Consider the following 26446-nt stretch of genomic DNA (forward strand, 5'->3'; position numbering starts at 1 on the left):
TATCATGACAGGTTTTGAGCCAACGATGGATCCCGAGCTGGAAAAGCGCGACCTGCCCCTCTATCGCACGGTGCTGGACACCCTGCGGGAGGACATGCACGAAGGCCGCCTGCCGGTGGGCGCCGTCCTGCCCAGCGAGAAAGAGTTGGGGACGCGTTTTGGCGTGTCCCGCATCACGGTGCGGCGGGCGATGGACACTCTGGCGCAGGAAGGGTTGATTCACCGCAGCGCAGGCCGCGCCGCCCGGGTGGCGGAGCCGCGCCTGGTGCAGTCCGTCACGGCGCTGGAGGATGCGTCGGTGGCGCTGCACCTGGTGCGCGGCACGCGGGTGGAGCTGCTGGGCTTCGAATGGCAGCTGGCGGACGGCATGGTGGCCCGCGCGCTGCAGATCGAGGAAGGTGAGCAGGTCTTGTGCGTGACGCGCCTGCGCCGCCATGAGGAAGCACCGGTCTTCCATACCGTGAACTATGTGCCGGCGCCGATCGGCGCGCTGCTGAACCGCCGCGCCTTGGAATCCACGGCCTTTCAGGAAGTGCTGGCGGCGGCGGGCTTCGTGACCGTCAGTACGGAACGCCAGATGGGAGCCGCCCCATGCCCAAAGTCGGTGGCCGCGCGGCTCGGCCTGCGGACCGGTGCGCCCACTTTCCGCATGGAGCGCCTGACGCGCGATGTCACCGGCCGGCCGCTGCACCTGCTGATCGGCCATTGGCGCTGGGACCGCTTCGCGATGCGGCTCGTCTCGCGCTCCGGGGCGGGGATCAACGAGGTCACGCTCAGCGAGTTCGTCACGGAAACCGAGTAGCGGTCACCGCCGGAGAGGCGGACCAGCTGCGCCACTCCATGGTGACGCTCAAGTTCACGGGCTGCATCTCCGGTTCGTGAGAAGCTGATCAGCGGAATGGTGGTGCGGCGCGCCTGCGCTGCCCGTGGCTCGCAGGCCGAGTTGAAGCAGCGGATCAGGGATGTGTGCCAGACGGGGGGGGGGCGATACGGCTACCGCCGGGTCCAGGTGCCGCGTCGGCGGGTGAACTCGGCAGCGCGCTGTCCTGGTCAGCGCCGCGATGTGCGCTGCCAGTTCCGAATGGATTCCGTCAGCACCACACGCTCATGCGCGATCTTGGCCGCGAATTCCGCGGGGGTGGTGGGGTCGGTCTCGAAGCCGGAGGCGGTCAGGCGCTGCTTTACCGTCTCATCGCGCAGTGCCACCCCCATGGCGGCATTGGCCTTCTCGATCACCTCGGGCGCCAGCCCGGCCGGGCCGAACAGGCCGACCCAGCTGGTGACATCGAAGCCCGGGAAGCCGCTTTCGGCAAAGGTCGGCAGATCCGGCAGGGCGACGGACCGCCGTGCGCCGGTACTGGCGATATAGCGCGCCTTGCCCGCATTCACCGCCGGCTGCGCGGAGGATACCGTGATGCAGGCCACCTGCAGATTGCCCGCCGCCACGTCGTTGGAGGCCTCGGCGCCGCTGCGATAGGGCACATGTTCCACCGGCACGCCGCTGCGCTGGCCCAGCAATTCCCCGGAGAGATGCCCGGCACTGCCGATGCCGGAAGAACCGAAGATCACCGGCCGCCCGCTCTCCCGCGCCTCATCCACGAAGCCCGGCAGGGTGGTGGCGCGATACTGGTCGGAGACGATCCAGACCCAGGGCTGAATGGTCACACCCGAGATGTAGCTGAACGCGGTCTCATAGTTGATCGGAATGTTGGGCTGAAGCAGCGGGTTGATCAGGTGGTTCGGGCTGTCGAACATCAGCGTGTAGCCATCCGCCTCCGACCGTGCGACGGCCACGGCGCCGATGGTGCCGCCCGCGCCCGTGCGGTTCTCGATGACGACGGACTGGCCCAGTGCTTCCGACATCTTCGGCTGGATCAGCCGCGCCACCGTGTCGGCGGCGCCGCCCGCGCCGAAGTTGACGATCAGCCGCACCGTGCGGTTCGGGTAGGCACCCTGGGCCAGCGCGGGCGCGGCCAGGCAGGTGGACGCGGTAACCCCCAGCAGCGCCTGGCGCCGCGAAATCCTTATCATGACGTTTCCCTCGTTTTTCTTGTCAGCGGGCGGCTTCGAAAGCCGCGATCTTGTCCTCGAAGCTCAGCGTGAGATCGATCTCGTCCACCCCCTGCAGCAGCAGGCGCTTGCGGAAGGGGTCGATCTCGAAGCGGTGCGCCACGCCATCCACCCCGGTCACGGTCTGGGCCGCCAGGTCGATGGTGAAGGGCGCCCCCTGCATGGTGCCGGCCTGGGCGCGCAGCGTGGCCACCTGCTCGGCTGGCAGGACGATGGGCAGCAAGCCGTTCTTGAAGCAGTTGTTGTGGAAGATGTCCCCGAAGCTGGGCGCGATGACGCAGCGGAACCCATAGTCGTGCAGCGCGAAGACGGCCGATTCACGGGATGAACCGCAGCCGAAATTCTCATCCGCCACCAGGATCTGCGCGCCCCGGAAGGCCGGCTGGTTAAGGACGAATTCGTCGTTCTCGCTGCCATCCTCGTGAAAGCGCAGATCGTGGAACAGGCAGGTGCCGAACCCCTCCTCGCGCTTGCGGCGCAGGAAGCGGCCGGGGATCACGGCATCTGTGTTCACGTCGCGCTGGTTCATCGGTGCCGCGGTCGCGACCAGCGTGTCGAACTTCGCCATCTCAGCCTCCCAGCGCGCGATGGTCGGCGAAGCGGCCGGCGATGGCGGTCGCCGCCGCCGTCGCCGGGCTCACCAGATGGGTGCGGGCATCGGGGCCTTGCCGGCCCACGAAGTTGCGGTTGGAGGTGGAGGCGCTGCGCTTGCCCGGCGGCACCGTGTCGCCATTCACCGCCAGGCACATGGAACAGCCGGAGAAGCGCCACTCGAACCCCGCCTCGGTGAAGACGCGGTCCAGCCCCTCGGCTTCGGCCTGGGCGCGCACGAGGCCTGAGCCCGGCACGGCGATGGCCTTGACCCCGGGCGCTACCTGACGGCCGCGCAGCACGGCGGCGGCGGCGCGGAAATCCTCGATCCGGCCATTGGTGCAGGAGCCGATGAAGACGTAGTCGACCGGCACATCGGCGAGCTTCGTGCCTGCCTTCAGCCCCATATAGTCCAGCGCCGCCAGCAACATGCCGCGCTGGGTGGGGTCTTCCACGGCCGCGACGTCCGGGATGGCGGCAGTGACCGGCACGGCCTCGGAGGGGCGGTTGCCCCAGGTGACCATGGGCTCGATCGTCGTGGCGTCCAGGAACACCTCGCGGTCGAAGATGGCGCCGGGGTCGGTCACGATGCCGCGCCAGCGTTCCAACGCCGCCTCCCATGCCTCGCCCTTCGGCGCGTGCGGCCGCTCGCGCAGATAGGCGAAGGTCTTGTCGTCCGGGGCCACCATGCCGGCGCGCGCGCCGGCTTCGATCGCCATGTTGCACACGGTCAACCGGCCCTCGACGGACAACGCCTCCATGGTCGAGCCCGCGAACTCGATGACATGGCCAGTGGCGCCGTTCACCCCGATCTGCGCGATCAGCGCCAGCACGACATCCTTGCCGGACACGCCCGGCGCCAGCTCGCCCTCGATCAGCACCCGCATGGTGCGCGGCTTGCGCTGCCACAGGGTCTGGGTGGCCAGCACATGCCCGACCTCGGAGGCGCCGATGCCGAAGGCCAGCGCCCCCACCGCGCCGTGGGTGGAGGTATGGCTGTCCCCGCACAGGATAAGCATGCCAGGCAGGCTCAGCCCCTGCTCAGGGCCCATGACATGCACGATGCCGTGGCGTTCATCCTGCAAGCCGTACTCCACCACGCCGGAGGCCGCGGCGTTTCGCGTCAGCGACGCCACCATGTCCTTGCGGTCCTCGCCATCCACATCCGCGAAGTCCCGGCTGGTGGTGGCGACATAGTGGTCGGGCACCGCGAAGGTCAGGTCCGGCCGCCGCACCTTCAGCCCGCGATCCGCGAGCTGCTTGTAGGGTGTGCGGGAGCCCTCATGGATAAAGTGCCGATCGACATAGAGCAGGCTTTGCCCATCCTCGTCGCGATGCACCTCATGGGCGGCCCAGATCTTTTCGAACAGGGTCAGGGGTTTCATGGCGCTCACCCGGCGGCGATGGCCTTCGCCACCGCCTCCCCCATCTCCTGCGTGCCGACGCGGGTCGCGCCCTTCTCCATGATGTCGCCGGTGCGCAGGCCACGGGCCAGCACCTGGCGCACGGCCCCCTCGATGCGCTGGGCTTCCTCCTCCAGCTCGAAGCCATAGCGCAGCATCAGCGCGGCCGAGAGGATGGCGGCCAGAGGGTTCGCGATGTCCTTGCCGGCAATGTCGGGCGCGGAGCCGTGGATCGGCTCGAACAGCCCCTTGGCGCCGGTGCCGATGGAGGCCGAAGGCAGCATGCCGAGGGAGCCCGTCAGCATCGCCGCCTCATCGGACAGGATGTCGCCGAACATGTTGCCTGTGACGATCACGTCGAAATGGGTGGGGCGGCGGATCAGCTCCATCGCGGCCGCATCCACGAACAGGTGCGTCAGCTCCACATCGGGGTATTCGCGCCCGACCTCGGTCACCACGTCGCGCCACAGCAGCATGGTCTCCAGCACATTGGCCTTGTCGACCGAGCACAGCTTCTTCCGCCGGCGCCGGGCGGCCTTGAAGCCGGCATGCGCCACCTGGCGGATCTGCGCCTCGGTGTAGCGCATGGTATTGATGGACTCGCGCTGACCCGGCGTGTCGGAGACCATGCCGCGCGGTTCGCCGAAATAGATGTCGCCGTTCAGCTCGCGGATGATCAACAGGTCGAGACCCTGGATCAGTTCGGCCTTGATGGGCGAGGCATTGATCAGCTCCGGGAACAGGGTGATCGGGCGGTAGTTGGCGAACAGCTTCATGTCCTGCCGCAGCCGCAGCAGCGGCGACCCGCGCGGGTTCTTCCGCTTCCAGTCCTCGTATTCCGGCCCGCCGATGGCGCCGAACAGGATGGCGTCGGAGCGGTCGATGAGGTCGATGGTCGATTGGGGCAGCGCCTCGCCGGACGCCACGACCGAAGTCCAGCCGATCTCGCCCTGGTTGAGGTCGAGCGGCAGGTGCCCGCCCGCGGCCTTCAACGCCTTCACGGCCTGGGGGATGATTTCCTGGCCGATGCCATCGCCCGGCAGAACGGCAATCTTCAGGCTGCGGTTAGTGAGTGACACCCGACATTTTCCTCTTCCTTGCTTGCGCAGAGGGTGCGGGGCAAGGCGGTCACGGGCAAATGGTAAGGGGTCAAAGGGGTTTCTCCGACGGAGAAAGCCATGGCCGGGTTCCGAGTGGTTCTGGACAAGGGCCTTCGGCAAGTGAACCATGTGTGGCATGGACCTCAAGACCCTCAGCCTGTTCGTCGCGGTGATGGAGACCGGCTCGATCAGCAAGGCGGCACAGCGTGAGAACATCGCGATTTCCGCCGTCAGCAAGCGGCTGGCGGCGCTGGAGGCGCGGCTGGGCAGCAAACTGTTCCAGCGCCAGCCCGAGGGGCTGGAACCGCTGCCCGCCGCCGCCGTGCTGCTGCGCAACGCGCACACCGTGCTGCGCAACCTGTCGCAGTTGCAGCTGGAAATGGCGGAGTTCGGCGAGGGCGTGCGCGGCACCGTGACGATCGCCGCCAGTACGGCAGTGGCGGCCAGCTACCTGCCCGAGGAGTTGCGCGCCTTCTCCCTGCTGCACCCGGCCATCACCATCACGGTGCGGGACGCGTTGAGCCGGGAGGCGGTGCAGATGGCGACCGAAGGCACTGCCGATTTCTCGATCTTCGCGGAGCCCTATTCGGCCGGCGCGCTGCGCACCTTGCCCTACAAGACCGAAAAGCTGGTGGCGGTGCTGCCGGCGGGCCACCCGCTCGCGGCCTGCCGCCTGCTGCGGCTGAGCGACATGCTGCCTTATGATTTTGTTGTCGGCAGGCCGGGCAGTTCGCTCAACACCATCCTGAGCCGCGCGGCGGCGGCGGCGCATCTTGAAATCCGGTCCCGCATCCAGGTCGTCGGCAGCGAGACCATCGCGCGGATGGTGGAGGCCGGGCATGGGGTGTCCATCCTGCCGGCCTCGCTGGCCAGGCCGCGCCGGTCGGGGGGCATGGTGGCGCGGCCGCTGCGGGAGGCATGGGCCGCGCGGCATCTGCGGCTGTGCTTCCCGCAAAGCGAGATCATGACCAAGCCCGCACAGCTGCTGGTGGAGCATCTGTCGGCCCTGAACCGGACGGTGGATATCTGACGCCCGGGCGTCAGCCGCGGGTGAGCGGTTTGGCCACGCCCTTCACGCTCAGCCCATGGATCTCGAACAGCGCGCCGGCCATCGGCTGTTTCGCCAGTCGTCTGCCCCCTGAAAAGTGGCCCTCGCGGAAGCAGGTTTTTGAGCCTTGGAGGATGCCGATTATGCCGCATAAAAAGCACAAGCCCGAAGGGATCGTCGCAAAGCCGCGCCAGGTTGACGTGCTGTTGTCTCAAGGGCGCCCGGTCGCGGAAGCGATCAGGGCCATCAGCGTGACAGCATTCACCTATCATCGCTGGCGCAAGGAGTTTGGCGGGCTGAAAACCGATCAGGTGAAGCGGCTGAAGGATCTGGCGAAGGAGAACGCGCGGCTGCGCAAAGCCCTCTCGGATCTGACGTTGGAGAAGCTCATTCTCAAGGAAGCAGCGTCGGGAAACTAATGAGCGCCGCCCGTCGCCGTCGCTGCATCGACTACGTCATCGAGAAGTTCGACGTGTCGGAGCGGTTGGCATGCCGGGTTCCGGGGCAGCATCGATCTACGCAACGCAAGGTTCCGAAGGACCGCACTGACGACGCGGCGCTGACCGCCGACATTGTCGCGCTCGCAAGGGAGTATGGCCGTTACGGCTACCGCCGGATCGCGGCCATGTTGGAGATCGCTGGCTGGGCGGTGATGCCGGTATCCTTTGTAGGGCCAGGCTGCCGCCATTCCGACTCAGCCGGCCTCACGTCGTCAGGGAGCGAACTGCACTCCGCTCCTTATCGAAATCGTAGTGGCCCTCATGGCCTCCAAGGACGATTCCGCCCTGCATCGGCGCATCCGGGGCCAAAGACAGTCTTAGACAGGTCTTAGGACTGACCCCCGAAGCCGCAAACCCACGCAAGTCCACGACTTTCAGCGGCATGTGCGAATGACTGAAAATTCAAAATTTTCAATGGCATATCACTGGCGGACAGGGTGGGATTCGAACCCACGGTACGCTTGCACGTACTCCGGTTTTCGAGACCGGCGCGTTCGACCACTCCGCCACCTGTCCAGCCGCGCCCCCTTTAGCCAGCCGGGCCGCGTCGCGCAATCCTGCCGGTCAGCCTTTCCGCACGCGCGGGCGCATCAGCCCTTGCGGCGGCGCCGGCGCCAGGCGTGAAAGATCGGCCACAGGCACACCAGCGCCATCAGCACCAGCAGCGGCTTGCTCAACGGCTCCAGCCAGGTCTCGACCACGCCGAACCGGTCCTCCAGCCACCAGCCGATCAGCGTCAGCGCCGCGATCCACAGGCTGCTGCCCAGCGTGGTCAGCACATAGAACTGCAGGCGCGGCATCTCGATGATGCCGGCCGGCACCGAGATCAGCGTGCGGATGCCGGGCATCATGCGGCCCAGGAACACCGCCCAGGGGCCCATGCGCTGCAGGGTGGCCTGGGCCTCGTCCAAGTCCTGCTCCTCGATGCCGATATACTTGCCGAAGCGCGCCAGCAGGGCGCGCGTGCGGCGCAGGCCGAAGGCGCGCGCGCCCTCGAACCAGATCGCATTGCCGATGACCGTGCCCAGCACGCCCGCGATGATCGCCCCCACCAGCGACATCTGCCCGCGCGCTGCCGAAAAGCCCGCGAAAGGCATGATCATCTCAGAGGGGATGGGCGGGAACACGTTCTCCGCGAACATGAGGAAGAACACCCCCGCCAGACCCATATTGGCGATGGTGTCGGTAATCCAGTTGATCATGGAGCCTTCCGATACAGCAGCAGCGTCACCGGACGCCCGCGGGAATAATTATAGCCATCGAGGTTGGCGATCTCGCTCAGCCGCAGGCCGCGCCGCGCGGCCTCCGCCTGGAAGGCGGCCTCCTGCCGGTGGGCCACGGCCACGACGCGGCCGTCGGTCAGGAAATCCACCGCGGCAGCCGCGTCGGGCAGCAGGCGCACCTCCGCCCCCACGCGGAACAGCACGGAGGGCTCGGCATGGCCCAGCATGCCGAAGTCGCGCGCGGGCAGGCCGGGGGCCACCCGTTCCAGCGTGTCGCCCAGGCGGGGCGAGATCCACATCGCCTCGATGCGCGGCAGGGTCAGTTCCAGCACCGAGACATAGACCGGCACCGCCAGCACCACGCCCAGCACGGCGCCGCGCGCCCAGTTGCCGTTCCGGGTGGCGGCCAGCACCGCCCAGGCCAGCAGCAGCCCGGCCGGCAACGCGAACAGCGAGGTCCGCACGACGTAGCCGCCCATCAGATAGCCCGCGACAGGCGCCACGATCCCGAGGCCCAGCGCCACGCCCACCAGCAGGGCGCGCATGGCCCACAGCATCCAGCGCGGCGGGGCCAGGCGCAGCGGGTCCAGGGCCCAATGCGCGATCAGCAGCATCAGGGCAGGGAACAGGGGCAGGGTATAATGCGGCAGCTTGGTCTGCACCGCCTCGAACAGCAGCCAGCTGGGCACGAGCCAGGCGAGCAGGAAGCGCGTCGCGGGCAGGCTGCGCTGCAGCCAGGCATGGCGCAGCGCCGGCATGGCCAGCCAGGCGGTGGGGAAGGCCGCAATGATGAAGGTCAGGATGTAGAAGCCGGGTGGGCCCCAGTGCTTCTCCTCGCCTGAGCCCACCTTGGCGATCATGTCGTTGCCCACGGCCTCGGCGAAGAAGCGGCCTTCGGTCGCGATGCCGATCGCCACCATCCAGGGGGCGGCGATGGCGATCATCAGCGGGATGCCCCAGGCCAGGCGCAGCGCGCGCAGCCAGGGCGCGCCCCGGTCCATGACGGCCAGGGTGATGCCCGTCAGCAGCGGCACCATGGGCCCGATCGGCCCCTTCAGCAGGATGGAGACGCCGAGCACCGCCCAGAACCCCGCCGCCTGCCGCGCCGTGAAGGCGCCTGGCCGCAGATAGGCCATGCCGAACAGGCCCATGGCGGCGGCGACGGTGGCCAGCAGCGCGGCATCGGTCTTGGCGATATGGGTCTCGACCACCAGCACCATGCAGCCCGCGAGCAGGGCGCCGGCCAGAAGGGCCGCGCGCCTGCCCACCAGGGCACGCCCCAGCTGGAAGGTCGCCAGCACCGCCAGGATGGCCCCCAGCATGGAGGGGATGCGATAGGCCCAGATCTGCCGCCGTGCCTCGGGGACGCCCACGGCCTCCAGCGCGTGCACGGCCGCCGTCTGCGCCCAGTGGATGCCCACGGGCTTCTTGTTGCGGTCTTCCTCGCCCACGCGCATGCGCACGTAGTCGCCGCTGTCCAGCATCTGGCGGCTGGCCTGGGCGAAGCGCGCCTCGTCCCGGTCCAGCGCGGGAATGGTGAAGAAGCCCGGCAGATAGAGGCACAGGCACAGCAGGATGAGCGCCAGCCGGGGCCGCCGGGTGGCCAGGGCCTCGCCCCGCGCGAAGGTATCGGAGAGCTGCATGTCGCGCCGGGTGGTAGCCCGGATGGGCCCCGCGCGCCAGCGGCCATCTTCCCGGACTGCGGCAACGCTTGCGCAGGGCGCGCCGCCGCGCCAACCTGTCCGCACAACAAGTCAGGTGGGCATAGACCCGCCTGGATCGGGAAGGATCATCCATGACCATCGCGCGACGGCCCTTGCTGGCCGCTGCGGGTGCTGCCGCCTTCGGCCGCGCCCATGCCCAGACCGCCCCCACCATCCGCATCGGCGTGCTGACCGACATGAACGGTCCCTATGCCGCCAATACCGGCCCGGGCTCCGTCGTCGGTGCCCGGCTGGCGGCCGAGGACATGATGCGCGCCCATCCCGGCCTGAAGGTCGAGGTTATCCAGGGCGATTTCCAGAACCGACCCGATGTCGGCACCACCATGGCCCGCAGCTGGCTGGACCAGCAGGGGGTGGATGTGATCCTGGACGTGCCCGTCTCCTCCGTGGCCCTGGCCGTGGCGGATCTGGTGCGCGAGAAGGACAAGGTGGCGCTGTTCACCGGCCCCGCCGCCGCCAACCTCTCGGGCGACAAGTGCGGGCCCAACCACGCGCACTGGACCTATGACACCTGGGCGCTGGCCTCGGGCACCGGGCGGGCGCTGGTGGCCGATGGCGGCGACAGCTGGTTCTTCATCACCGCCGACTACGCCTTCGGCCATGCGCTGGAGCGCGATACGGCCGAATTCGTCCGCGCGGCCGGCGGGCGCGTGGTGGGGCAGGCGCGCACGCCGTTCCCCGGCACGACCGACTTTTCCTCCTTCCTGCTGCAGGCCCAGTCCAGCCGCGCCAAGATCGTGGGCCTGGCCAATGCCGGGGCGGACACGGTGAACTGCATCAAGCAGGCCGCCGAATTCGGCCTGACCCGGCGCGGGGTGCGCCTCGCGGGGCTGCTGTTCCAGATCGCGGATGTGCATGCCGTGGGCCTCGCCGCTGCGCAGGGGCTGGTGCTGACCGAGGCCTTCTACTGGGACATGAACGAGGCGAGCCGCGCCTTCTCCGCCCGCGTGGCCCCGGCGTTGGGCGGCCAGAAGCCCTCCATGATCCACGCCGGCGCCTATTCGGCCGTGACCCATTACCTGAAAGCCGCGGCCGCCCTGGGGGCCGAGCGCGTGAAGGCCAGCGGCCGTGCCGCCATGGAATGGATGAAGGCCAACCCCACCGAGGACCCGCTGTTCGGCCGGGGCACCCTGCGCGCCGATGGCCGCAAGCTGCATGACATGTACCTGTTCCAGGTGAAGTCGCCCGAGGAGAGCCGCCACCCCTGGGACTACTACGCGCTGCGCCAGACCATCCCGGCCGCGCAGGCCTTCCGCCCGCTCGACCAGGGCGGCTGCTCGCTGGTCCGCCCGTGACCCCGCTGGACCTGCCCGCCGTGGTGAATGCCGACCCCGTGCTGCGGCGCTGGGGCCGGAACCTCTCGGCCGAGGTGCTGCTGGAGGTCGGGCCGCAATCCTGGTTGCTCTCCATCGTGAAGGGGGCCGTGGAGGCACGCCCCGGCCCCTTCCTGATGCCGCGCTGGGATGTGGCGCTGCGCATCGACCCCGACGCCTGGGCCGACTACCTGCGCCCCGAGCCGCCACCCGGCCGGCATGACCTGTTCGCCCTGATCCGCTTCGGCAAGTTGAAGCTGGAAGGCAACCTGCACCCCTTCATGAGCCATATCCTGTGGTTCAAGGGCGCGCTGGCCACGCTGCGGGGGGCCGCCGCATGATGGAGGACATCATCGGCCGCTACATGCGGCTCGACCTCGATGGCGTGGCGCACCGGATCTACGTGGAGGAAGCCGGGCAGGGCATTCCCCTGCTGTGCCTGCACACCGCCGGCTCCGACACCCGCCAGTGGCGCGGGCTGCTGAACGACCCGGCCGTGACGCGCCATTTCCGCTGCATCGCCTTCGACCTGCCCTGGCACGGCAAGTCCTCGCCGCCCGAGGGCTGGTGGAAGGACGAATACAAGCTGACCACGGCAGACTACGCCGGTGCGGTGATGGGCGTCTCGCGCGCGCTGGGCCTGGAAAAGCCCATCGTCATGGGCTGCTCCATCGGCGGGCGCATCGTGCTGGAACTGGCCGCCGCCTATGGCGCGGAGCTTGGCGGGGTGATCGGGCTGCAAAGCTCCTCCCATGTCGTGCCCTATTACGATGTCTCCTGGACGCACCGGGCCGATGTGCATGGCAGCGAGGCCTGCGCGGGCGTCGTCAGCGGGCTGATGGCCCCGCAATCGCCCGAGGGCGAGCGATGGGAAACCCTGTGGCACTACATGCAGGGCGGCCCCGGCGTGTTCCGCGGCGACCTGCATTTCTACAAGGAGGAAGGCGACCTGCGCGGCCGCCTGGCCCGCATCGACACACGCCAATGCCCCGTCTGGCTGCTGACCGGCGAGTACGACTACTCCTGCACGCCGGAGGCCACGATGGAGGTGGCGGCCGCCGTGCCGGGCGCGAAGGCCCGTATCATGGAAAAGCTGGGGCATTTCCCGATGAGCGAGCATTACGCGCAGTTCGCGGCAGCGCTGGGGCCGGTGCTGGAGGAGGTTCGGGGAAGGCAGTGATGCGGGGGCGTTGCCCCCGGAGCCCCCAGCCAGGGGCTCTGCCCCTGACCACCCCGCCAGGAGATAATATCTCCTGGACCTGATAGGAGTTTGGCGCCGTCGCTGGGTAAGCGGGGCGTCAATTTTATTAGAATAATCAATGCTATCAGGGTGTGGCGCCAACGCCCCGGGGTCCAGGGCCGCTACGGTCCTGGCGGGGTCCAGGGGCAGCGCCCCTGGTCTGGGTGTCGGGGGCGAAGCCCCTGACCTCTCAGTTCCCGCCTTCCGGCTCCAGATCCACGCTGACGCTCAGCCGGTGCTGCCCGCCGCCCAGTATCACGCCCCGCACCGGCGAGATGTCCTGGAAGTCCCGCCCATGCGCCAGCACGACGTGTTCTTCCTTCACGATCAGGCTGTTGGTCGGGTCCAGGTCCACCCAGCCATGGTCCGGGCCGATCCATGCGCCCACCCAGGCGTGGGACTGGTCGGCGCCCCGCCGGCGTTCCTGCCCCGGCGGCGGCCGGGTGCGGATATAGCCCGAGACATAGCGCGCCGGCAGGCCGAGGCCGCGCAGCGCCGACAGCATCAGATGGGTGAAGTCCTGGCACACGCCGCGGCGGATGCGCAGCACCTCGGCCACCGGCGTCGAGATGCTGGTCACACCCGCCTGGAAGGTGAACTCGCGCATGATGCGGTTGTTCAGGTCCACCAGCGCCGCCAGGATCGGCCGGCCGGGCGGGAAGGACGGGCGGGCGAACTCGGTGGCCGCCGCCAGCACCGGCGCATGGGCGCTGCCGAAGGAGAATTCGGCCGCCAGCGCGCAGTCGCCCGTGCCCTCGACCGCGAGGCGCGCGACCTCCTCCCAGGGCAGGGTGGTCTCGGCCGGGGGCGGGGTGGGCAGGTCCACCTCGACCAGCGCCTCGGCATGCACCTCGAAATGCATGTGCGGCCGCGCGATGAACAGGCGCGTGGCGGCATTGCCGAAATGGTCGTGGGTTTCCGTCACGTGGTCGGGCGCGGGCAGGGCGCGGATGCGCGCCTGGATCACCCGCTGGCCCGGCAGCGCGCGCGGCTTCAGGTGCAGCAGGTGCGAGGAAAGGTCCACCGGGTCGGCGTAGGAATAGGCGGTGACATGCCGCACCCAGTACATCATGGCAGCACATCCGCGGGCTCGGTGGCCTCGTCCAGGCCCAGCGCGCGGGCGGGCGGCAGCAGCGCGAAATAGCGCCGGGTCATGGCATCCGACAGGGCGCGCAGCGTCTCGGCCATGGCGGTCAGCCGCGGCGGCAGCGCGGCGGCGGCCACGGGCTGGTCATGCGCGCCCAGCACGTCATGCACCAGCGCATCGGCCTGGCGGGTCAGGGTCGCGGCTTCCTCGGCCAGGTCATCCTCGGCGTCGCCCGACACCTCGGTCAGTGCGGTCTGGATGGCGGCCAGCTGGAAGGCGAGGCCGCGCGGGTTGGACGGGTCGGCCAGCACCAGGTCCAGCACGGGCGCCGGCTGCACCACGGCCAGATAGCGCGAGCGATAGGTGATGACGCTGTCGCACAGCTCCAGGATCAGCTTCAGGCCGGGCTCGACGCGCGCGGGCGGCACCTTCAGCAGCACTTCGATCTCGGCCAGCACGGACTGCCCGCGCTCGACCCGGCGGCCCAGGTCCAGGAACAGCCAGGCGCCGCCGCGCACCATGTTCTCGGCGGCGACCCCCGCCAGCACGGTGGCGAAGCGCATGTTGGCCACCATCGCGCGGGAGAGCATGTCGAGCCCGCCGGGTGCTGCCTCGCCGGCCGCGCGGGCCTTGCGCAGCGCATGGGTGAAGGCCGCGTGCATGTCGGCCGTCAACCGGTCGCGCACCATGCCCGCCAGCCCCGCGACGCGGGACTGCAGCTGGCCCACGGCACCCTCGGGCGAGGCCGCGCGGCCGAGGGCCCCGACCAGGCCGGTGGCGCCCGCCAGCGTCGGCATCGCCTCCTCGCCGATCAGGCCCGCGTCGCGCAGGCAGCGCGCCAGCGCCAGCACCTCGGCGCTTTCATGCGGCAGGGCGGAACCGCGACGCAGCCGCGCCAGCACGGCCCGGATCAGCCGCGCCGCGCGGTCCAGCCGCTCCACATAGCGCCCGAGCCAGAACAGATTGTCCGCGACGCGGGAGGGCAGGGCGCCCGCGCTGCGGCGGATGGGCAGGGGCGGCAGCGCCTGCGGGCCGGGGCCGCGCAGCGGGGCCTCGTCCTCGGCCAGCACCCAGACATCCTTGGACAGGCCGTATTGCGGCAGCCGGCCGCTGACGGGGTGATCGGCTTCCAGCGCGCGGGCGAAGCCGCCGGGCAGGGCGTGCCAGTCCTCGCCGTCGCTGATCGCGAACAGGCGCAGCATGACGGGCATGGGCGCCAGTCCCTTCCGGCCGAAGCTCGGCGCCTGGCTGCCGATCGGCCAGCGGGTGGCGGCCAGATTGCCGGGCCGGGCCGCGGCCTCGATGCCCGGCATGGGCAGGGCGCCGGCAGCGCCGTCGGTGGCCGGGCGCAGCAGCCAGTCATCGCCCGAGGCCGCCACCGCATCCCGGGCGCCTGGGGTGGACAGCCAATGGGTCTCCAGGCTTTCCAGCAGCAGTTCCTCGCCCAGCAGGCGGCGGCACAGGGCGGGCAGGAAGGCCATCAGCGCAGGGCTTTCGGCCAGCCCCGCGCCGGGCGCGTTCAGCACCGTCAGCGCGCCGTGGCGGGCGGCGTCCAGCAGGCCGGGAACACCCGCCGTCGCCTGGGCCGCCGGAAACTCCATGGGGTCAAGCTGCGCGGCCTCGGCCCGGTTCAGCAGCACATCCACCTGCTGCAGCCCGGCGAGCGTCTTGAGGTACAGCCCGCCGCCGCGCACCGTCAGGTCCCCGGCCTCGACCAGCGCGGCCGAGATCTCCCGGCCCAGCACCACATGCTCGAACCAGTGCGGCTGCATGTGGCCGGGCGAGAGCAGGGCCACGGCGGGGGCCGTGCGGCCATGCGGGGCCAGGCGCTGCAGCGATTCCTGCCATAGCTCGAAGAAGCTGCTGAGCGCGCGGGGCTTCACCACCACCAGCGCCTCGGCCATCGCCTGGTTCATCAGGCGGCGATTTTCCAGCGCGTAGCCCAGCCCGCTAACCATGGCCGTCCGGTCGCTGACGACGCGCCAGATGCCGTCCGGGCAGCGGATGACGTCCATGCCCGCCAGATGCAGCATGGGCCGGTGGGGCGGGTTGGTCGCGTGCCGCCCGGGGCGCAGGAAATGCGGGTTGGCGAAGACCAGCGCCGCCGGCAGCAGCCCTTCCTTCAGAAGATGCTGCGGGCCGTAGATGTCGGCCAGCACAGCCTCCAGCAGCCGCGCGCGCTGGGTCAGCCCGGCTTCCAGCGCGGCGAATTCACGGGCTGTGATGGGCAGGGGGATGGGGTCGCAGCGCCAGCCGGTCTCGGTGCTGGTGATGCCGGGCAGCAGCGAGGCCACGCCCTCATCCTCGGCGGCGCGGGCGAGGCGGCCCGCCCGTTCATCGAGCTGCGGCTTGCCCAGCCCGCCCACCGCCCCGATCAGCGCGCGCCAGTGCGGGCGGATCTGGCCATTGCCATCCACCATTTCGTCCAGCACGGGCGTGTCGCCTGCAGCGGTACGCACTGAGATTTTACAGCCCCACAAAATAGAAGCGGTCGTTTAGCGAAACCGGCCCGGTTCCGCCATCCTCCCTCGATTCGGCATAAGAGGCGGCCAGGATAGCCGCCTCTCCGGCTGCTCAGGAATAGGCGCGCAGGTCGAGCGTGAGCGGATGTTCGGCGCTGCGGCTGGAGGGGCGCGGCACCATCGGGCCCGGCGTGTGGCCGAAGGCGAAGAAGCGCGCCCGGCGGCGGGCCTCCGCCTCATTGGCGTTCACCGGGAAGGTGTCGTAGTTGCGCCCGCCCGGATGGGCCACGTGATGGGTCAGCCCCCCGATGCTGCGGCCGTTCCAGCTGTCGATCACGTCCACCACCAGCGGCGTCTGCGGCCGGATGGTGGGATGCAGGGCGGAGTAGGGGCCCCAGGCCTTGAAGCGGATGCCGGCGACGAACTCGCCCACCTGCTCGGTGGCCGTCAGCGGCACCTCGATCCCGTTGACCGCCACCTTGTAGCGCTGGTCGGAGAAGTTGCTGAGGCGCAGCTGCACGCGCTCCGCGCTGCTGTCCACATAGCGCGCGGTGCCGCTGCCGGTGGCTTCCTCACCCAGCACATGCCAGGGTTCGAGGGCCGCGCGCAGCTCCACGCCCATGTCGCGCACCGTAGTCTCGCCGATCTTGGGGAAGCGGAACTCCACATGCGGCGCGAACCAGGCGGGGTCCAGCCGGAAGCCGAACTGGGCCAGGTCCTCCAGCGCGTCGTGGAAATCGGCCTCGCAGTAATGCGGCAGCATGAAGCCGTCATGCAGGCGCGTGCCCCAGCGGATCAGCCGCCGCTCATAGGGCTTGTTCCAGAAGGCGGCGACGGCGGCACGCGCGATCAGCATCTGGGCCGCGCTCATTTCCGCATGCGGCGGCATCTCGAAGCCGCGGAACTCCACCAGGCCCCGGCGGCCCGAGGATGAGTCGGGGCTGTAGAGCTTGTCGATGCAGAACTCGGTCCGGTGGGTGTTGCCCGTCATGTCCACCAGGATGTTGCGGAACAGCCGGTCCACCATCCAGGGCGGCGTGGGGCTGTGCTTGTCCGCCTCGGCGAAGGCGATCTCGAGCTCCCGCACGCTGTCCTGCCGGGCCTCGTCGATGCGCGGGTGCTGGCTGGTGGGGCCGATGAACAGGCCGGAGAACAGGTAGGAGAAGCTCGGGTGGTTGTGCCAGAAGCCGAGCAGGGACTTCAGCAGGTCCGGACGGCGCAGGAAGGGGCTTTCGGCCACGCTCTCGCCGCCCATCACCACATGGTTGCCGCCGCCGGTGCCGACATGCTTGCCGTCCAGCATGAACTTCTCGGCCGTCAGCCCCACCTGGCGCGCTTCCTCGTAGAGCTGGCCGGTGCGGGTGACCATGTCCTCCCATTTGGTGGCGGGATGGATGTTCACCTCGATCACGCCGGGGTCGGGCGTGATGGAGAAATGCGGCAGGCGCTCGTCATCCGGCGGCAGATAGCCTTCGAGGATGACCTTGCGGCCGGTCTCGGCGGCCGTGCCCTCGATGGCGGCCACCAGGTCCAGCCAGTCCTCGGCCGCGTAGACCGGCGGCAGGAACAGGTGGATGATGCCGTTGCGGGGTTCGACGCACAGCGCGGTGCGCACCAGCCCGGGGTCCAGCGCGCCGTCGGGGATGGGCTGGGCCACGGGGCGGAAGCCCTCGATGCTGCCCTGGCCATAGCCTTCGGTCAGCGCGTCGGTCATGGCTTTGCGCAGCGCCATCTGGCGGCGATGCGTCACTTCGTCGGAGGTCGGGAACTCACCGCGCTTGCCGGCGAGCTCGGCGTCGGAGGGCAGGTCGGCGCGGGGCGCGAAGGGGTCGGCCTCGCTCTCGGCCTCCAGCGCCAGCAGGGCGGGGTCCACCCAGGGCAGGGAGTTCAGGGGCAGGCGCAGGCCCATCGGGCTGTCGCCCGGGATCAGGAACAGAATGTCGTCGCGGAAGAACCAGCGGCCGGACTGCCAGCGCCGCGTGCCGCCTTCCATCACGCGCCGCAGCGGCAAAACCGAGCCGGTGGGGGTGGACAGGCCGCCGCGGAACAGCCGCGCCATGCGCGCGCGCTCCAGCTTGTTGCCCAGCTTGCTGTCCTCGGCGACGACATTCGCCGGCAGGCGGTTTTCCTTCCACAGATAGTAGTGGATGTCCTCATGCGCCGGGCGCACCAGCCCGGGGTCCACCTGCAGGCGCTCGGCCAGGATCTGCGCGAAGCGGGCCGCATCCTCCTGCGTCGCGTCGTCGGTGTCGTCGTCGGAGGCCAGCAGCGACTGGTCCTGCCAAACCGGCACGCCATCCGCGCGCCAGTGGCAATACAGCGCGAAGCGCGGCAGCGGCTCACCGGGGTACTGCTTGCCCTGCGCATAGGTGAAGGCCGCACCCGGCGACCACAGCGGCGCCACCCGGCGCAGCAGCCGCCCGGCATAGGCGCGCTTGGTGGGGCCGAGGGCGGCGGTGTTCCATTCCGCGGCGTCACGGTCGGTATCGGCCACGAAGGTGGGCTCGCCGCCCATCGTCATGCGCACGTCGCCCGCCTTCAGCACCTCGTCCACGCGCTGGCCCAGCGCGTCGATCGCGGCCCATTGCTCGGGGGTATAGGGCTTGGTCACGCGCGGGGTCTCGCGCAGGCGCCTGACCTCCATCTCGAAGCCGAACTCCACCTCGGCCTTTTCCACCAGGCCCGAGATGGGGGCGGCCGATTGCGGCTCCGGGGTTGCGGCCAGGGGGATATGGCCTTCGCCCGCCAGCAGGCCGGAGGTGGCGTCGAGTCCCACCCAGCCGGCGCCGGGCAGATAGACCTCGGCCCAGGCGTGCAGGTCCGTGAAGTCGGCGGCGGGGCCCTCGGGCCCGTCCACCGGCTTCTGGTCGGCCACCAGCTGGATCAGGTAGCCAGACACGAAGCGCGCGGCCAGACCCAGGTTGCGCAGCAGCTGCACCAGCAGCCAGGCGCTGTCGCGGCAGGAACCCTTGCATTCGGTCAGCGTCTGCTCGGGGGTCCAGACGCCGGGCTCCATGCGCACGATGTAGCCGATGCGCGACTGCACCATCTGGTTGATGGCGACCAGGAAGTTGACGGTGGGCGTTTCCTCGCGCGGGACCTCGGCCAGCAGCGCCTTCAGCAGGGGGCCGGGTTCCTGGGCCTTGCGGAAGGGGGCCAGTTCCTCATCCAGCACATGGTCGTAGGCGAAGGGGATGTGCTCTGCGTCGGGTTCCAGGAAGAAGTCGAACGGGTTCTGCGTGGCCATGTCCGCCACCAGGTCCACCTCGACCGAGAACTCCTTCACTTTCTCGGGAAAGACCACCCGCGCCTGGAAGTTGCCCTGCGGGTCCTGCTGCCAGTTGATGAAGTGCTTGGCCGGCGTGATCTTCAGCGAATAGGCCAGGATCGGCGTGCGCGCATGCGGGGCGGGGCGCAGCCGGATGACCTGCGGACCGAGTGCCACCGGCTTCTCATAGGTATAGGTGGTCCGGTGGCGCAGCGCGGCGTGGATGGACATGAGTTCTTCCCTGGCCCCTGGGCTGTTGCAACGCAATGCTATACCTGATCCCATGCCTGTCTGGGATAGGACAACGCCTTAAGCTGTTGCGATGAATTGACCCTTTCGCGACTGGCCGCCTAGTTTGCGGGCGGGCTGCCTCTCCCCCGGCAGGCGGTGCCCATTCTGGTCTGACGAGAACGCTGGAGTTTGCCCCCGCATGCTGTTCGACATCGAGAACGCGACCCGCCAGACCCGGTTCAGGGGCCGTTTCGATGCCTTCAGCGACCTGCATCTGGGCGGCTGGGCCATCGATCCGCTGCATCCGACGCGCCGGCGCCGCGTCAGGCTTGAGATCGACCGCCAGCCCGTGGTCGAGATCGAGGCGGACCAGTTCCGCCAGGACCTGCTGGATGCGGGGCTGGGGGATGGCCGCTGCGGCTTCACCTTCGTCATGCCTGAAGCGGTGCGCGACGGCCGCCAGCATGTGGTGCGCGTGGTGGATGTCGAGCTGGGCCTGGACGTTCCGGGCTCCCCCTACCTGATCGGCACCGCGCCCTTCCTGGATGCCGCGGGGCTGGAGGAAGGCGGAAGCTGGGTCGATTCCCCCGATGCCGAGGCAGCCATCGATACGGCGCTTGAGATCGGCGAGCTGAGCGAGCGGCTGGGCATCGCGCTGATGAGCTGGCGGCGCGAGGGCTTCCTGCTGCTGCGTGCTGCCTTCGCCGCGCCGCTGGCGCAGGCGGCGCTGCGGCACCTGACCGCGTGCTGGACGCACCGCATGCCCGTGTCGGTGCGCCCGCCGGTGGGGCCCCAGATGCCGCTCTCGGACTGGCTGGCGCGCGGGCCCGCGCATGATCTCGCCTTCCGGGACCTGCACGCGGCCTCGGCCGCGGTGGCCGAGATCGCGATGGCCGCCCCCGTCACGCAGTTCCTGCGCCAGCTCTATCAGGAGGAGGCGGGGCTGCTGGACGCCGAGCTGACCCTGGCGGCGCGCCCGGAAGGGGCAAGGCAGGGCTTTCCCTTCCATCATGGCCCGCGCGCCGGCAGCGTGGTGCGCGCCTTCGCCGCCCTGCAGGACATGGCGCCCGAGGCCGGCGCGCTGACGATCTTCCCCCGTTCCCACCGGATGGCACCGATCGACCTCGGCCTGCGCAACCTGCTGGTGCTGGGCGAGGGGCCGCATGTGACCAATTACGGCGAGACGCTGGTCGCGCTGGCCCATGCATCGGGCGCGCAGCGCGCGACCATGACGCTGTCCTGCGGGGATGTGCTGCTGGTGCACCCCCGGCTCGTGGTCGAGCAGCTGCCGCCTCAGAATCGCGAAGCGCAGCGCGCCCTGCTCACCACCCGCTTCCTGCCGGCATCCGCCCTGCAGGGCGACGGCGAAGCGGTGCCGGGCCGCAACGGCGCCGTCTTCATCCCGCCCGCCCTGGCGGGCTTCCCGCATTCTCTCTTTCCGCTCGAAGGCTGATCGCATGCCCCGTATCGTCGATGCCGACCTCATCGCCCTGGTTGCCGCCCTGCTGGAAAAGGTGGGCAGCGCGCCCGCCGAGGCGAAGCAGGTGGCGACGGACCTCGTCGCGGCCAATCTGAAGGGCCATGACAGCCACGGCGTGCAGCTGGTGCCGCGCTACGTGCTGAACACGGAGGCCGGGGAGATCAACCCCAACGCCACCGTCAGCCGCGCCTTCGGCGAGGGCGCGATCGGCGTGTTCGACGGCCATATGGGCTTCGGCCAGTCCACCGGCCGCCAGGTCACGGCCTGGGCGATCGAGACGGCCAAGGCCAATGGGATGGCCATGCTCGGCATCCGCAATACCCACCACCTGGGGCGCATCGGCGCCTATGCCGAACAGGCGGCGGCCGCCGGGCTGATCTCATTCTTCTTCGTCAATGCGGTCTCCGGCGTGCCGGTCGTGGCCCCCTTCGGCGGCGCGGACGGCCGCATGGGCACCAACCCGGTCTGCATCGGCATCCCGAAAGGCGATGCGCCCCTGATCCTGGATTTCGCGACGAGCGCCATCGCCGTGGGCAAGGTGAAGGTGGCCTACAACGCCGGCAAGCAGGTGCCCCCGGGCGCGCTGATCACGCATCTGGGTGAGCCCAGCACGGACCCCGCCGTGATCTATGGCGGCGGGCCGCGCGGCGCGCTCGGCCCCTTCGGCGCGCATAAGGGATACGGCCTCGCGCTGATCTGCGAGATCCTGGGCGGCGTGCTGACCGGCGGCGGCAGCAACCCGCCGGCCGACACGGCCCGCAAGGCCATCGTGAACGGCATGTTCGGCTTCGTGGTGGACCCCGCGCGGCTCGGCAGCCTGCCGGCCTTCGCTGCCGGGGTGGAGGACATCTGCCGCTATGTGCAGGACAGCGCCTTCGGCCATGTGCTGCTGCCCGGCGACCCCGAGCGCCGCAGCGCCCACCGCCGCCACGATGACGGCATTCCGCTGGACGACGTGACCTGGGGCGACCTGGTCGCCACCGCCGAGCGGCTGGGCGTGCCGGTGCCGGCCGTGACGGAAGGTGTTGCGTGACGCCGCTCTACCCGCCCGCCGCCTTCGGCGTGCCCGAGGGCGTGGCGCATCTCTGCGCGGGCGGGGAGCCGCCGTTCCTCGAAAGCCATGCCCAGGCCTTCGCGCTCTACGCGAAGCACAAATCCGCGGGCTATGCCGGGCGCGACGCCCAGGGTGAGGAGATCACCCGCGTCCGCCGCCTGCTGGCCGAGGATTGGGCGGTGCCGCTGGAGGAGATCGGCTTCGTCTCCTCCGTGGCCGAGGGCGTCTCGATGCTGGCCGAGAGCATGGACCTCGCGGGCGGCAATGTGGTCGCGGCCGACATCGAATACCCCTCCATGATCGGGCCCTTCGCGCGCCTGCCGGGGGTGGAACTGCGCCTGGCCGACGGGCTGGGCGGCATCGCCCAGATGGTGGACGCCAACACCCGGGTCATCCTGGCCTCCGACATCTCCAACTTGACAGGCGAGGCCGCGGACCTCGAAGGGCTGCGCGCCCTGGCCGATCGCGTGGGCGCGGCGCTGGTGGTGGACCACACCCAGGCGGCGGGCTGGAAGCGCATCCGCGCGGACCTGGCCGATTTCGCCTTCAGCGCCTGCTATAAATGGCTGCTGGGTACGACTGGCATCGCGGTGGCCTATTGGAACCGCCGGCGCCAGCCCGGCTGGGCGCCGCGCACCCAGGGCTGGTTCAGCGTGCAGACCCCCACCGACTGGTCCGCGCCGCAGCTGAAGCCCGACGCCATGCGCTTCTGCCGGGGCAACCCGTCCTTCCTGCCGCTGTACGTGCTGGGCAACGCGCTGGATTTCGCCCGGGCCTATGACCCCGCGCAGGTCGAGGCCCATGTGCACCAGCTCTCCGTCGACCTGCGCGAGGGCCTGATCGCCGCCGGCATCACCCCCACCACGCCACCCCATCACGGCGCCAATGTCTGCCTGGCCCACCCGGACTCCGACGCCGTCGTGGCCGCCATGGCCGAGGACGGCGTGATGGCCTGGGGCGGCCGAGGCCGGCTGCGCTTCTCGCTGCACGCCTATAATGGGTCAGCCGACGTGGCCCAGGCCGTGGCGGCGCTGAAGAAGGCATTGGCGCGAGGGTAGGGGGAGCCGGGGGTTTCACCCCCGGACCCCTGACCGGGGCTTTGCCCCTGGACCCCACCAAAGGCCGGGAGGCCTTTGGAAACCGGGAGCTGAAAGTGTGGGGAAGGGGCACCAAGCACGCTCTTGGCCCGAAGCGCCTTTTCAGCCCCTTCCCCACACTTTCAGAAGACTCGAGGGGGTCCAGGGGCCACAGGCTCCTGGCGGGGTGCAGGGGCAGCGCCCCTGCCCGGGTCCGGGGCGGAGCCCCGGCCCGCCTCACCCTCACGCCATCGCCTGCTCCGGTGCTGCCCCGGCCAGGGTCGGCAGTGGTTCCAGGCGCACGCGGGTGTCGCCATAGGCGGCCATCTGGCCGAAGTTGCTCATCACGTCCTCGGTCAGCACGTTGGCGCCGCCGCCGCGCTTGATCCAGGTGCCCACGGGCATCAGCACGATGCCGGGACCGATGCGGTGGTCGATCTTCACCTCTACTTCCAGTGTGCCGACGGCCGAGCGCAGCAGGGCGTGCTGGCCGTCCGCGATGCCGGCCTCGGCGGCGGAGGCAGGGTCAACGCGCACGGTGGCGGAGGCGGGGTGTTCGTCCTGTGTCATCTGCGACAGCAGCCATCGCTTGCTGAAATTGGTGACGAAGGTCAGCGGGTAGTCGGGGTTGCCGGCGGGCGGGCGGGCCATGGCGGTGATGAACTCGAAGCGGCCGGAGGCGGTGGGAAACTTCCGATCCGCGAAGGGCACCATGGGCGCGATGGGGCAGCGGACGGGGCCCGCCATCACCTGGTCCAGCGTCACGCCGTGCCGGGCGAGGGGCGCCATCAGCCGTTCCAGCCATTCGCGCGGGGTGCCGGCCATCTCGGCGCCGATGCCCAGCCGCCCGGCCAGCTGCTGGAAGATCCAGAGGTCCGAGCGTGCCTCGCCCACCGGCGGGATGGCCTGGTTCACCCCGCCCACGATGTTGTGGCCCCAGGAGACGAGGACGTCCTCCTCCTCAAGGAAGGTGGTCGTGGGCAGGAACAGGTGGGCGTAATCGGCCGTGTCGGTCATGAAGGCATCGACGAGCACGGTGAAGTCCAGCCGGCGGAAGGCCTCGGCCACCAGAAGGGAGTTGGGCGACTGGTTGATGGGGTTGCCGCCGGTGACGAACATCATCCGCACGGGCGGGTCCTGCGCCTCCAGCAGGCCGCGCCCCAGCATGGGCTCGGGGATGGAGCGGCGATGGGTCGCGCGGTCCGCGGCCTCGACGGATTTGTCGAACAGGCGCTGGGTGTTGAAGCCGTGGCTGGCCCCGCCGCCTGGAATGCCGATCTGGCCCGTGAGTGCCGCCAGCGCATCCACGCAGCGAAAGATCTCGGCGCTGTGGCGGTACTTGTTCAGGCCCCAGCCGAACAGGATCGCGGCCGGGCCCTGGGTGGCATAGGCGCGGGCGAGGCGGCGGATATCTTCCTCCGCGATGCCGCAGGCCGCACTCAGGGCGGGCAGGGAATGGCCTTCCAGCATCGCCAGGAAGCCGGCGAGGCCATGGGTGTGGCTGTCCAGGAAGTCCTGGTCCTGCAGCCCTTCCTCCAGGATCACCTTGGCCATTGCCATGGCCAGTTCCGCATCGGCGGCGACGCGGGGCTGGATGTGTTCGTCGCAGACGGTGGCTGATTCGCTGCGCACGGGGTCGATCAGGACGACGCGGCCGCCGTCGGCGCGCAACTGCTTCAGCAGCGGCACCAGGTGCAGGTTGGTCGCCATGGGGTTGCGCCCCCACAGCAGCACCAGCCGGCTGTTCAGCAGGTCCATCGGGTCATGCCCGTTGCGGGTGCCGAAATCCATCGTCTGCCCGGCACGCGAGGCGCCGCTGCACAGGGAGCCCGAGGGCGTCGTGACACCGCCCAGCAGGTTCCAGAAGCGGTGGTTCAGCTTCTTGCTGGCCCCCCAGGAGCCGGTGCGCTGGTAGTGCATGATGGAGAGCGGGCCCTCCGCCTCCAGCCGCTCCCGGATCCTGGCGGCGGCCAGGTCCAGCGCCTCCTCCCAGCCGATGCGCGTCCAGGCGCCGGCCAGCGTGCCGCCCTCGCGCTTCATCGGGTGCAGGATGCGCTCCGCGCTGTAGAGCCGGTTCGGGAAGCGATAGGTCTTGGCGCAGAGGTAGCCCCGGGTGAACTCGTGTTCCGCATGGCCCTCCAGCCGCGTGATGCGGCCGTCCACCACCTCGGCGACGATGCCGCAGCCATCGGGACAGTCGAGCGTGCAGGAGGTGTAGATCCGGGTCATCGGGGGAGGATGCTGGCTGCAAATCTTGGATGCAAGATGGAAATATCCGAGTCCAAGAAGCGCGACTTGACCGACCGGTCGGGTCATTCCACGCTCGGTCATATAACGTGAGAGCGTTTCACCATGCCGCATGCCGGGCTGCGTTTCGGGATTTTCCTCGCCCCCTTCCACCGCGTGGGCGACAACCCGACGCTGGCGATCCACCGCGACATCGAGCTGATCGAGCATCTCGACCGGCTTGGCTATGACGAGGCCTGGGTCGGTGAGCATCACTCGGCCGGGTGGGAGATCATCGCCTCGCCCGAACTCATCATCGCGGCCGCGATCGAGCGCACCCGGCACATCCGCATCGGCACGGGTGTGACGAGCCTGCCCTATCATCACCCCCTGCTGGTGGCGCAGCGTTTCGTGCAGCTGGACCACATGTCGCGCGGGCGCACCATGCTGGGCTGCGGCCCCGGCGCGCTGGCTTCCGATGCCTATATGATGGGCATCCCGGCCGAGGCGCAGCGCCGGCGGATGGATGAATCGCTCTCGGCCATCATGGCGTTGCTGGCCTGCGACGCGCCGGTGACGATGGAGACCGACTGGTTCACCCTGCGCGACGCGCGGCTGCACCTGGCCCCCTACACCCATCCGCATTTCCCGATCGCGGTCGCCACTTCCACCACGCCTTCCGGCGTCATGGCCGCGGCCAAGCAGGGTGTGGGGATGCTGTCGCTCGGCGCGGGCCTGCCGGGCGGGCCGCAGAAGCTGGCCGAGCAATGGCGCCTGGCCGAGGAGGTCTCGGCGCAGAACGGCAAGACCATGAACCGCTCCGACTGGCGGCTGGTGGTCAACATGCACTGCGCCGACACCGATGAGCGCGCGATCGAGGACGTGAAGCGCGGCGAGCGGATGGAGACCGAGGACTATTTCGGCGAGGTCCTGGCCCGCCCGCCCACGCGCAGCGAGGACCCGCTGGGCGACGGCCTGCGCGCCGGCACCACGCTGGTGGGCTCGCCCGAGACGGTGGCCCACGGCATCGAGCGCCTGCTGGGCTTCACCGAGGGGGGCGCGGGGGCCGTGCTGTTCCGCGCCCATGAATGGGCCGACCGCGAGGCCACCTGGCGCAGCTTCGAGCTGTTCGCGCGCTGGGTGATGCCGCGCTTCCAGGGCAGCCTGGTGATGCCGCAGCGCAGCCGCGACTGGTGCGTGGAAAACCGCGCCGGCATCTTCGCGCCCAACATGGCGGCGCTGCACAAGGCCTTCACCGATGCCGGCCAGGCGGTGCCCGAGAGCCCGCGCCTCAAGATCAGGGAAAAATGAGAGCGGTTCTCAGCATCATCACAATTCGTTAAGTGACGT

19 protein-coding genes, 1 tRNA gene and 1 pseudogene are annotated in these 26446 nt (G+C 69.8%); 10 read left to right on the forward strand and 11 right to left on the reverse strand.

The genetic code is table 11. The annotated features are described in order from the left end of the window. The first annotated feature begins 25 nt into the window (after positions 1-25). The gene (locus tag EOD42_RS20905) at positions 26-802 is read left to right on the forward strand and encodes a GntR family transcriptional regulator (protein WP_164868054.1); all 777 of its coding nucleotides are present in this window, start codon (positions 26-28) and stop codon (positions 800-802) included. Between the two features lie 248 nt (positions 803-1050). Here EOD42_RS20905 and EOD42_RS20910 read toward each other — a convergent pair whose 3' ends face one another. From EOD42_RS20910 to leuB, 4 genes are read right to left on the reverse strand one after another with little or no spacing between them, the layout of a single operon-like run. Further along, on the reverse strand, positions 1051-2031 hold the full coding sequence (locus EOD42_RS20910) for a Bug family tripartite tricarboxylate transporter substrate binding protein (RefSeq protein WP_127789528.1): 981 nt from the start codon (positions 2029-2031) through the stop codon (positions 1051-1053). A gap of 22 nt (positions 2032-2053) precedes the next feature. Then, positions 2054-2638, reverse strand: a complete 585-nt coding sequence (leuD, locus tag EOD42_RS20915) for a 3-isopropylmalate dehydratase small subunit (RefSeq protein WP_127789529.1) — start codon at positions 2636-2638, stop codon at positions 2054-2056. Between the two features lies 1 nt (position 2639). Further along, entirely contained in the window at positions 2640-4046 is a 1407-nt protein-coding gene (gene leuC / locus EOD42_RS20920) for a 3-isopropylmalate dehydratase large subunit (protein WP_127789530.1), read from the reverse strand. 5 nt (positions 4047-4051) lie between these two features. Further along, a complete protein-coding gene (gene leuB / locus EOD42_RS20925) occupies positions 4052-5143 on the reverse strand; it encodes a 3-isopropylmalate dehydrogenase (RefSeq protein WP_240655238.1) in 1092 nt (363 codons plus the stop codon). Positions 5144-5300: 157 nt separating this feature from the next. Between leuB and EOD42_RS20930 the strand changes: the two genes are divergently transcribed. Both EOD42_RS20930 and EOD42_RS20935 read left to right on the forward strand, forming a co-directional pair. After that, a complete protein-coding gene (locus tag EOD42_RS20930; RefSeq protein WP_164868055.1) occupies positions 5301-6194 on the forward strand; it encodes a LysR family transcriptional regulator in 894 nt (297 codons plus the stop codon). 161 nt (positions 6195-6355) lie between these two features. Next, positions 6356-6864: pseudogene (locus tag EOD42_RS20935) on the forward strand (transposase); the annotation flags it as partial. A 274-nt stretch (positions 6865-7138) separates the two neighbouring features. Here EOD42_RS20935 and EOD42_RS20940 read toward each other — a convergent pair. The 3 genes from EOD42_RS20940 to EOD42_RS20950 form a co-directional block, all read right to left on the reverse strand. Then, a tRNA-Ser gene (locus EOD42_RS20940) sits at positions 7139-7228 on the reverse strand. Positions 7229-7302: 74 nt separating this feature from the next. Continuing rightward, positions 7303-7914, reverse strand: a complete 612-nt coding sequence (locus EOD42_RS20945; RefSeq protein WP_127789532.1) for a DedA family protein — start codon at positions 7912-7914, stop codon at positions 7303-7305. Then, positions 7911-9578: an ArnT family glycosyltransferase gene (locus tag EOD42_RS20950; RefSeq protein WP_127789533.1), complete on the reverse strand. Its 1668-nt coding sequence runs from the start codon at positions 9576-9578 to the stop codon at positions 7911-7913. Before EOD42_RS20950 ends, EOD42_RS20945 begins: the two co-directional genes overlap by 4 nt. Positions 9579-9730: 152 nt before the next feature. Between EOD42_RS20950 and EOD42_RS20955 the strand changes: the two genes are divergently transcribed. Genes EOD42_RS20955 through EOD42_RS20965 form a run of 3 tightly spaced genes read left to right on the forward strand, consistent with a single transcriptional unit; the run spans position 9731 to position 12152 of the window. Further along, on the forward strand, positions 9731-10954 hold the full coding sequence (locus tag EOD42_RS20955) for an ABC transporter substrate-binding protein (protein ID WP_127789534.1): 1224 nt from the start codon (positions 9731-9733) through the stop codon (positions 10952-10954). Beyond that, positions 10951-11313 carry a hypothetical protein gene (locus tag EOD42_RS20960; RefSeq protein WP_206020422.1) on the forward strand — a complete coding sequence of 121 codons (363 nt, stop codon included), beginning with the start codon at positions 10951-10953 and terminating at the stop codon, positions 11311-11313. Before EOD42_RS20955 ends, EOD42_RS20960 begins: the two co-directional genes overlap by 4 nt. Continuing rightward, the gene (locus tag EOD42_RS20965) at positions 11310-12152 is read left to right on the forward strand and encodes an alpha/beta fold hydrolase (protein WP_127789535.1); all 843 of its coding nucleotides are present in this window, start codon (positions 11310-11312) and stop codon (positions 12150-12152) included. Before EOD42_RS20960 ends, EOD42_RS20965 begins: the two co-directional genes overlap by 4 nt. Before the next feature lie 250 nt (positions 12153-12402). Here the strand turns inward: EOD42_RS20965 and EOD42_RS20970 are convergent, their stop codons facing one another. The 3 genes from EOD42_RS20970 to EOD42_RS20980 form a co-directional block, all read right to left on the reverse strand. Beyond that, entirely contained in the window at positions 12403-13284 is an 882-nt protein-coding gene (locus EOD42_RS20970) for a transglutaminase family protein (RefSeq protein ID WP_127789536.1), read from the reverse strand. Continuing rightward, positions 13281-15758, reverse strand: a complete 2478-nt coding sequence (locus tag EOD42_RS20975) for a circularly permuted type 2 ATP-grasp protein (RefSeq protein WP_127789537.1) — start codon at positions 15756-15758, stop codon at positions 13281-13283. Before EOD42_RS20975 ends, EOD42_RS20970 begins: the two co-directional genes overlap by 4 nt. 115 nt (positions 15759-15873) lie before the next feature. After that, positions 15874-19260 carry a transglutaminase family protein gene (locus EOD42_RS20980; RefSeq protein WP_127789538.1) on the reverse strand — a complete coding sequence of 1129 codons (3387 nt, stop codon included), beginning with the start codon at positions 19258-19260 and terminating at the stop codon, positions 15874-15876. A 199-nt stretch (positions 19261-19459) separates the two neighbouring features. On the opposite strand from EOD42_RS20980, the gene EOD42_RS20985 reads away from it, so the two are divergent. The 3 genes from EOD42_RS20985 to EOD42_RS20995 are packed head-to-tail and all read left to right on the forward strand — an operon-like array spanning position 19460 to position 22852. Continuing rightward, entirely contained in the window at positions 19460-20713 is a 1254-nt protein-coding gene (locus EOD42_RS20985; protein WP_127789539.1) for a phytanoyl-CoA dioxygenase family protein, read from the forward strand. A gap of 4 nt (positions 20714-20717) precedes the next feature. Further along, a complete protein-coding gene (locus EOD42_RS20990) occupies positions 20718-21773 on the forward strand; it encodes a malate/lactate/ureidoglycolate dehydrogenase (RefSeq protein WP_127789540.1) in 1056 nt (351 codons plus the stop codon). After that, complete coding sequence (locus EOD42_RS20995; RefSeq protein ID WP_164868056.1) at positions 21770-22852, forward strand: aminotransferase class V-fold PLP-dependent enzyme; 1083 nt, start codon at positions 21770-21772, stop codon at positions 22850-22852. Before EOD42_RS20990 ends, EOD42_RS20995 begins: the two co-directional genes overlap by 4 nt. A 261-nt stretch (positions 22853-23113) precedes the next feature. Here the strand turns inward: EOD42_RS20995 and EOD42_RS21000 are convergent, their stop codons facing one another. Continuing rightward, positions 23114-25099 carry a molybdopterin-containing oxidoreductase family protein gene (locus tag EOD42_RS21000; protein WP_164868057.1) on the reverse strand — a complete coding sequence of 662 codons (1986 nt, stop codon included), beginning with the start codon at positions 25097-25099 and terminating at the stop codon, positions 23114-23116. Positions 25100-25222: 123 nt separating this feature from the next. On the opposite strand from EOD42_RS21000, the gene EOD42_RS21005 reads away from it, so the two are divergent. Then, entirely contained in the window at positions 25223-26407 is a 1185-nt protein-coding gene (locus EOD42_RS21005) for an LLM class flavin-dependent oxidoreductase (RefSeq protein ID WP_127789543.1), read from the forward strand. Positions 26408-26446: the final 39 nt, after the last annotated feature.

The organism is Rhodovarius crocodyli, from assembly GCF_004005855.1.
Taxonomy (GTDB): Bacteria; Pseudomonadota; Alphaproteobacteria; order Acetobacterales; family Acetobacteraceae; genus Rhodovarius; species Rhodovarius crocodyli.

What these genes read in the sequence shown, in the direction of transcription:
- EOD42_RS20970 (WP_127789536.1), bottom strand. Translation starts at nt 13,284, where the DNA reads ATGATGTACTGGGTGCGGCATGTCACCGCCTATTCCTACGCCGACCCG.
- EOD42_RS20985 (WP_127789539.1), top strand. Translation starts at nt 19,460, where the DNA reads ATGCTGTTCGACATCGAGAACGCGACCCGCCAGACCCGGTTCAGGGGC.
- leuC (WP_127789530.1), bottom strand. Translation starts at nt 4,046, where the DNA reads ATGAAACCCCTGACCCTGTTCGAAAAGATCTGGGCCGCCCATGAGGTG.
- EOD42_RS20945 (WP_127789532.1), bottom strand. Translation starts at nt 7,914, where the DNA reads ATGATCAACTGGATTACCGACACCATCGCCAATATGGGTCTGGCGGGG.
- EOD42_RS20980 (WP_127789538.1), bottom strand. Translation starts at nt 19,260, where the DNA reads ATGTCCATCCACGCCGCGCTGCGCCACCGGACCACCTATACCTATGAG.
- EOD42_RS20990 (WP_127789540.1), top strand. Translation starts at nt 20,718, where the DNA reads ATGCCCCGTATCGTCGATGCCGACCTCATCGCCCTGGTTGCCGCCCTG.
- EOD42_RS20965 (WP_127789535.1), top strand. Translation starts at nt 11,310, where the DNA reads ATGATGGAGGACATCATCGGCCGCTACATGCGGCTCGACCTCGATGGC.
- EOD42_RS20955 (WP_127789534.1), top strand. Translation starts at nt 9,731, where the DNA reads ATGACCATCGCGCGACGGCCCTTGCTGGCCGCTGCGGGTGCTGCCGCC.
- leuD (WP_127789529.1), bottom strand. Translation starts at nt 2,638, where the DNA reads ATGGCGAAGTTCGACACGCTGGTCGCGACCGCGGCACCGATGAACCAG.
- EOD42_RS21000 (WP_164868057.1), bottom strand. Translation starts at nt 25,099, where the DNA reads ATGACCCGGATCTACACCTCCTGCACGCTCGACTGTCCCGATGGCTGC.
- EOD42_RS20930 (WP_164868055.1), top strand. Translation starts at nt 5,301, where the DNA reads ATGGACCTCAAGACCCTCAGCCTGTTCGTCGCGGTGATGGAGACCGGC.
- EOD42_RS20905 (WP_164868054.1), top strand. Translation starts at nt 26, where the DNA reads ATGGATCCCGAGCTGGAAAAGCGCGACCTGCCCCTCTATCGCACGGTG.
- EOD42_RS20950 (WP_127789533.1), bottom strand. Translation starts at nt 9,578, where the DNA reads ATGCAGCTCTCCGATACCTTCGCGCGGGGCGAGGCCCTGGCCACCCGG.
- EOD42_RS20910 (WP_127789528.1), bottom strand. Translation starts at nt 2,031, where the DNA reads ATGATAAGGATTTCGCGGCGCCAGGCGCTGCTGGGGGTTACCGCGTCC.
- EOD42_RS21005 (WP_127789543.1), top strand. Translation starts at nt 25,223, where the DNA reads ATGCCGCATGCCGGGCTGCGTTTCGGGATTTTCCTCGCCCCCTTCCAC.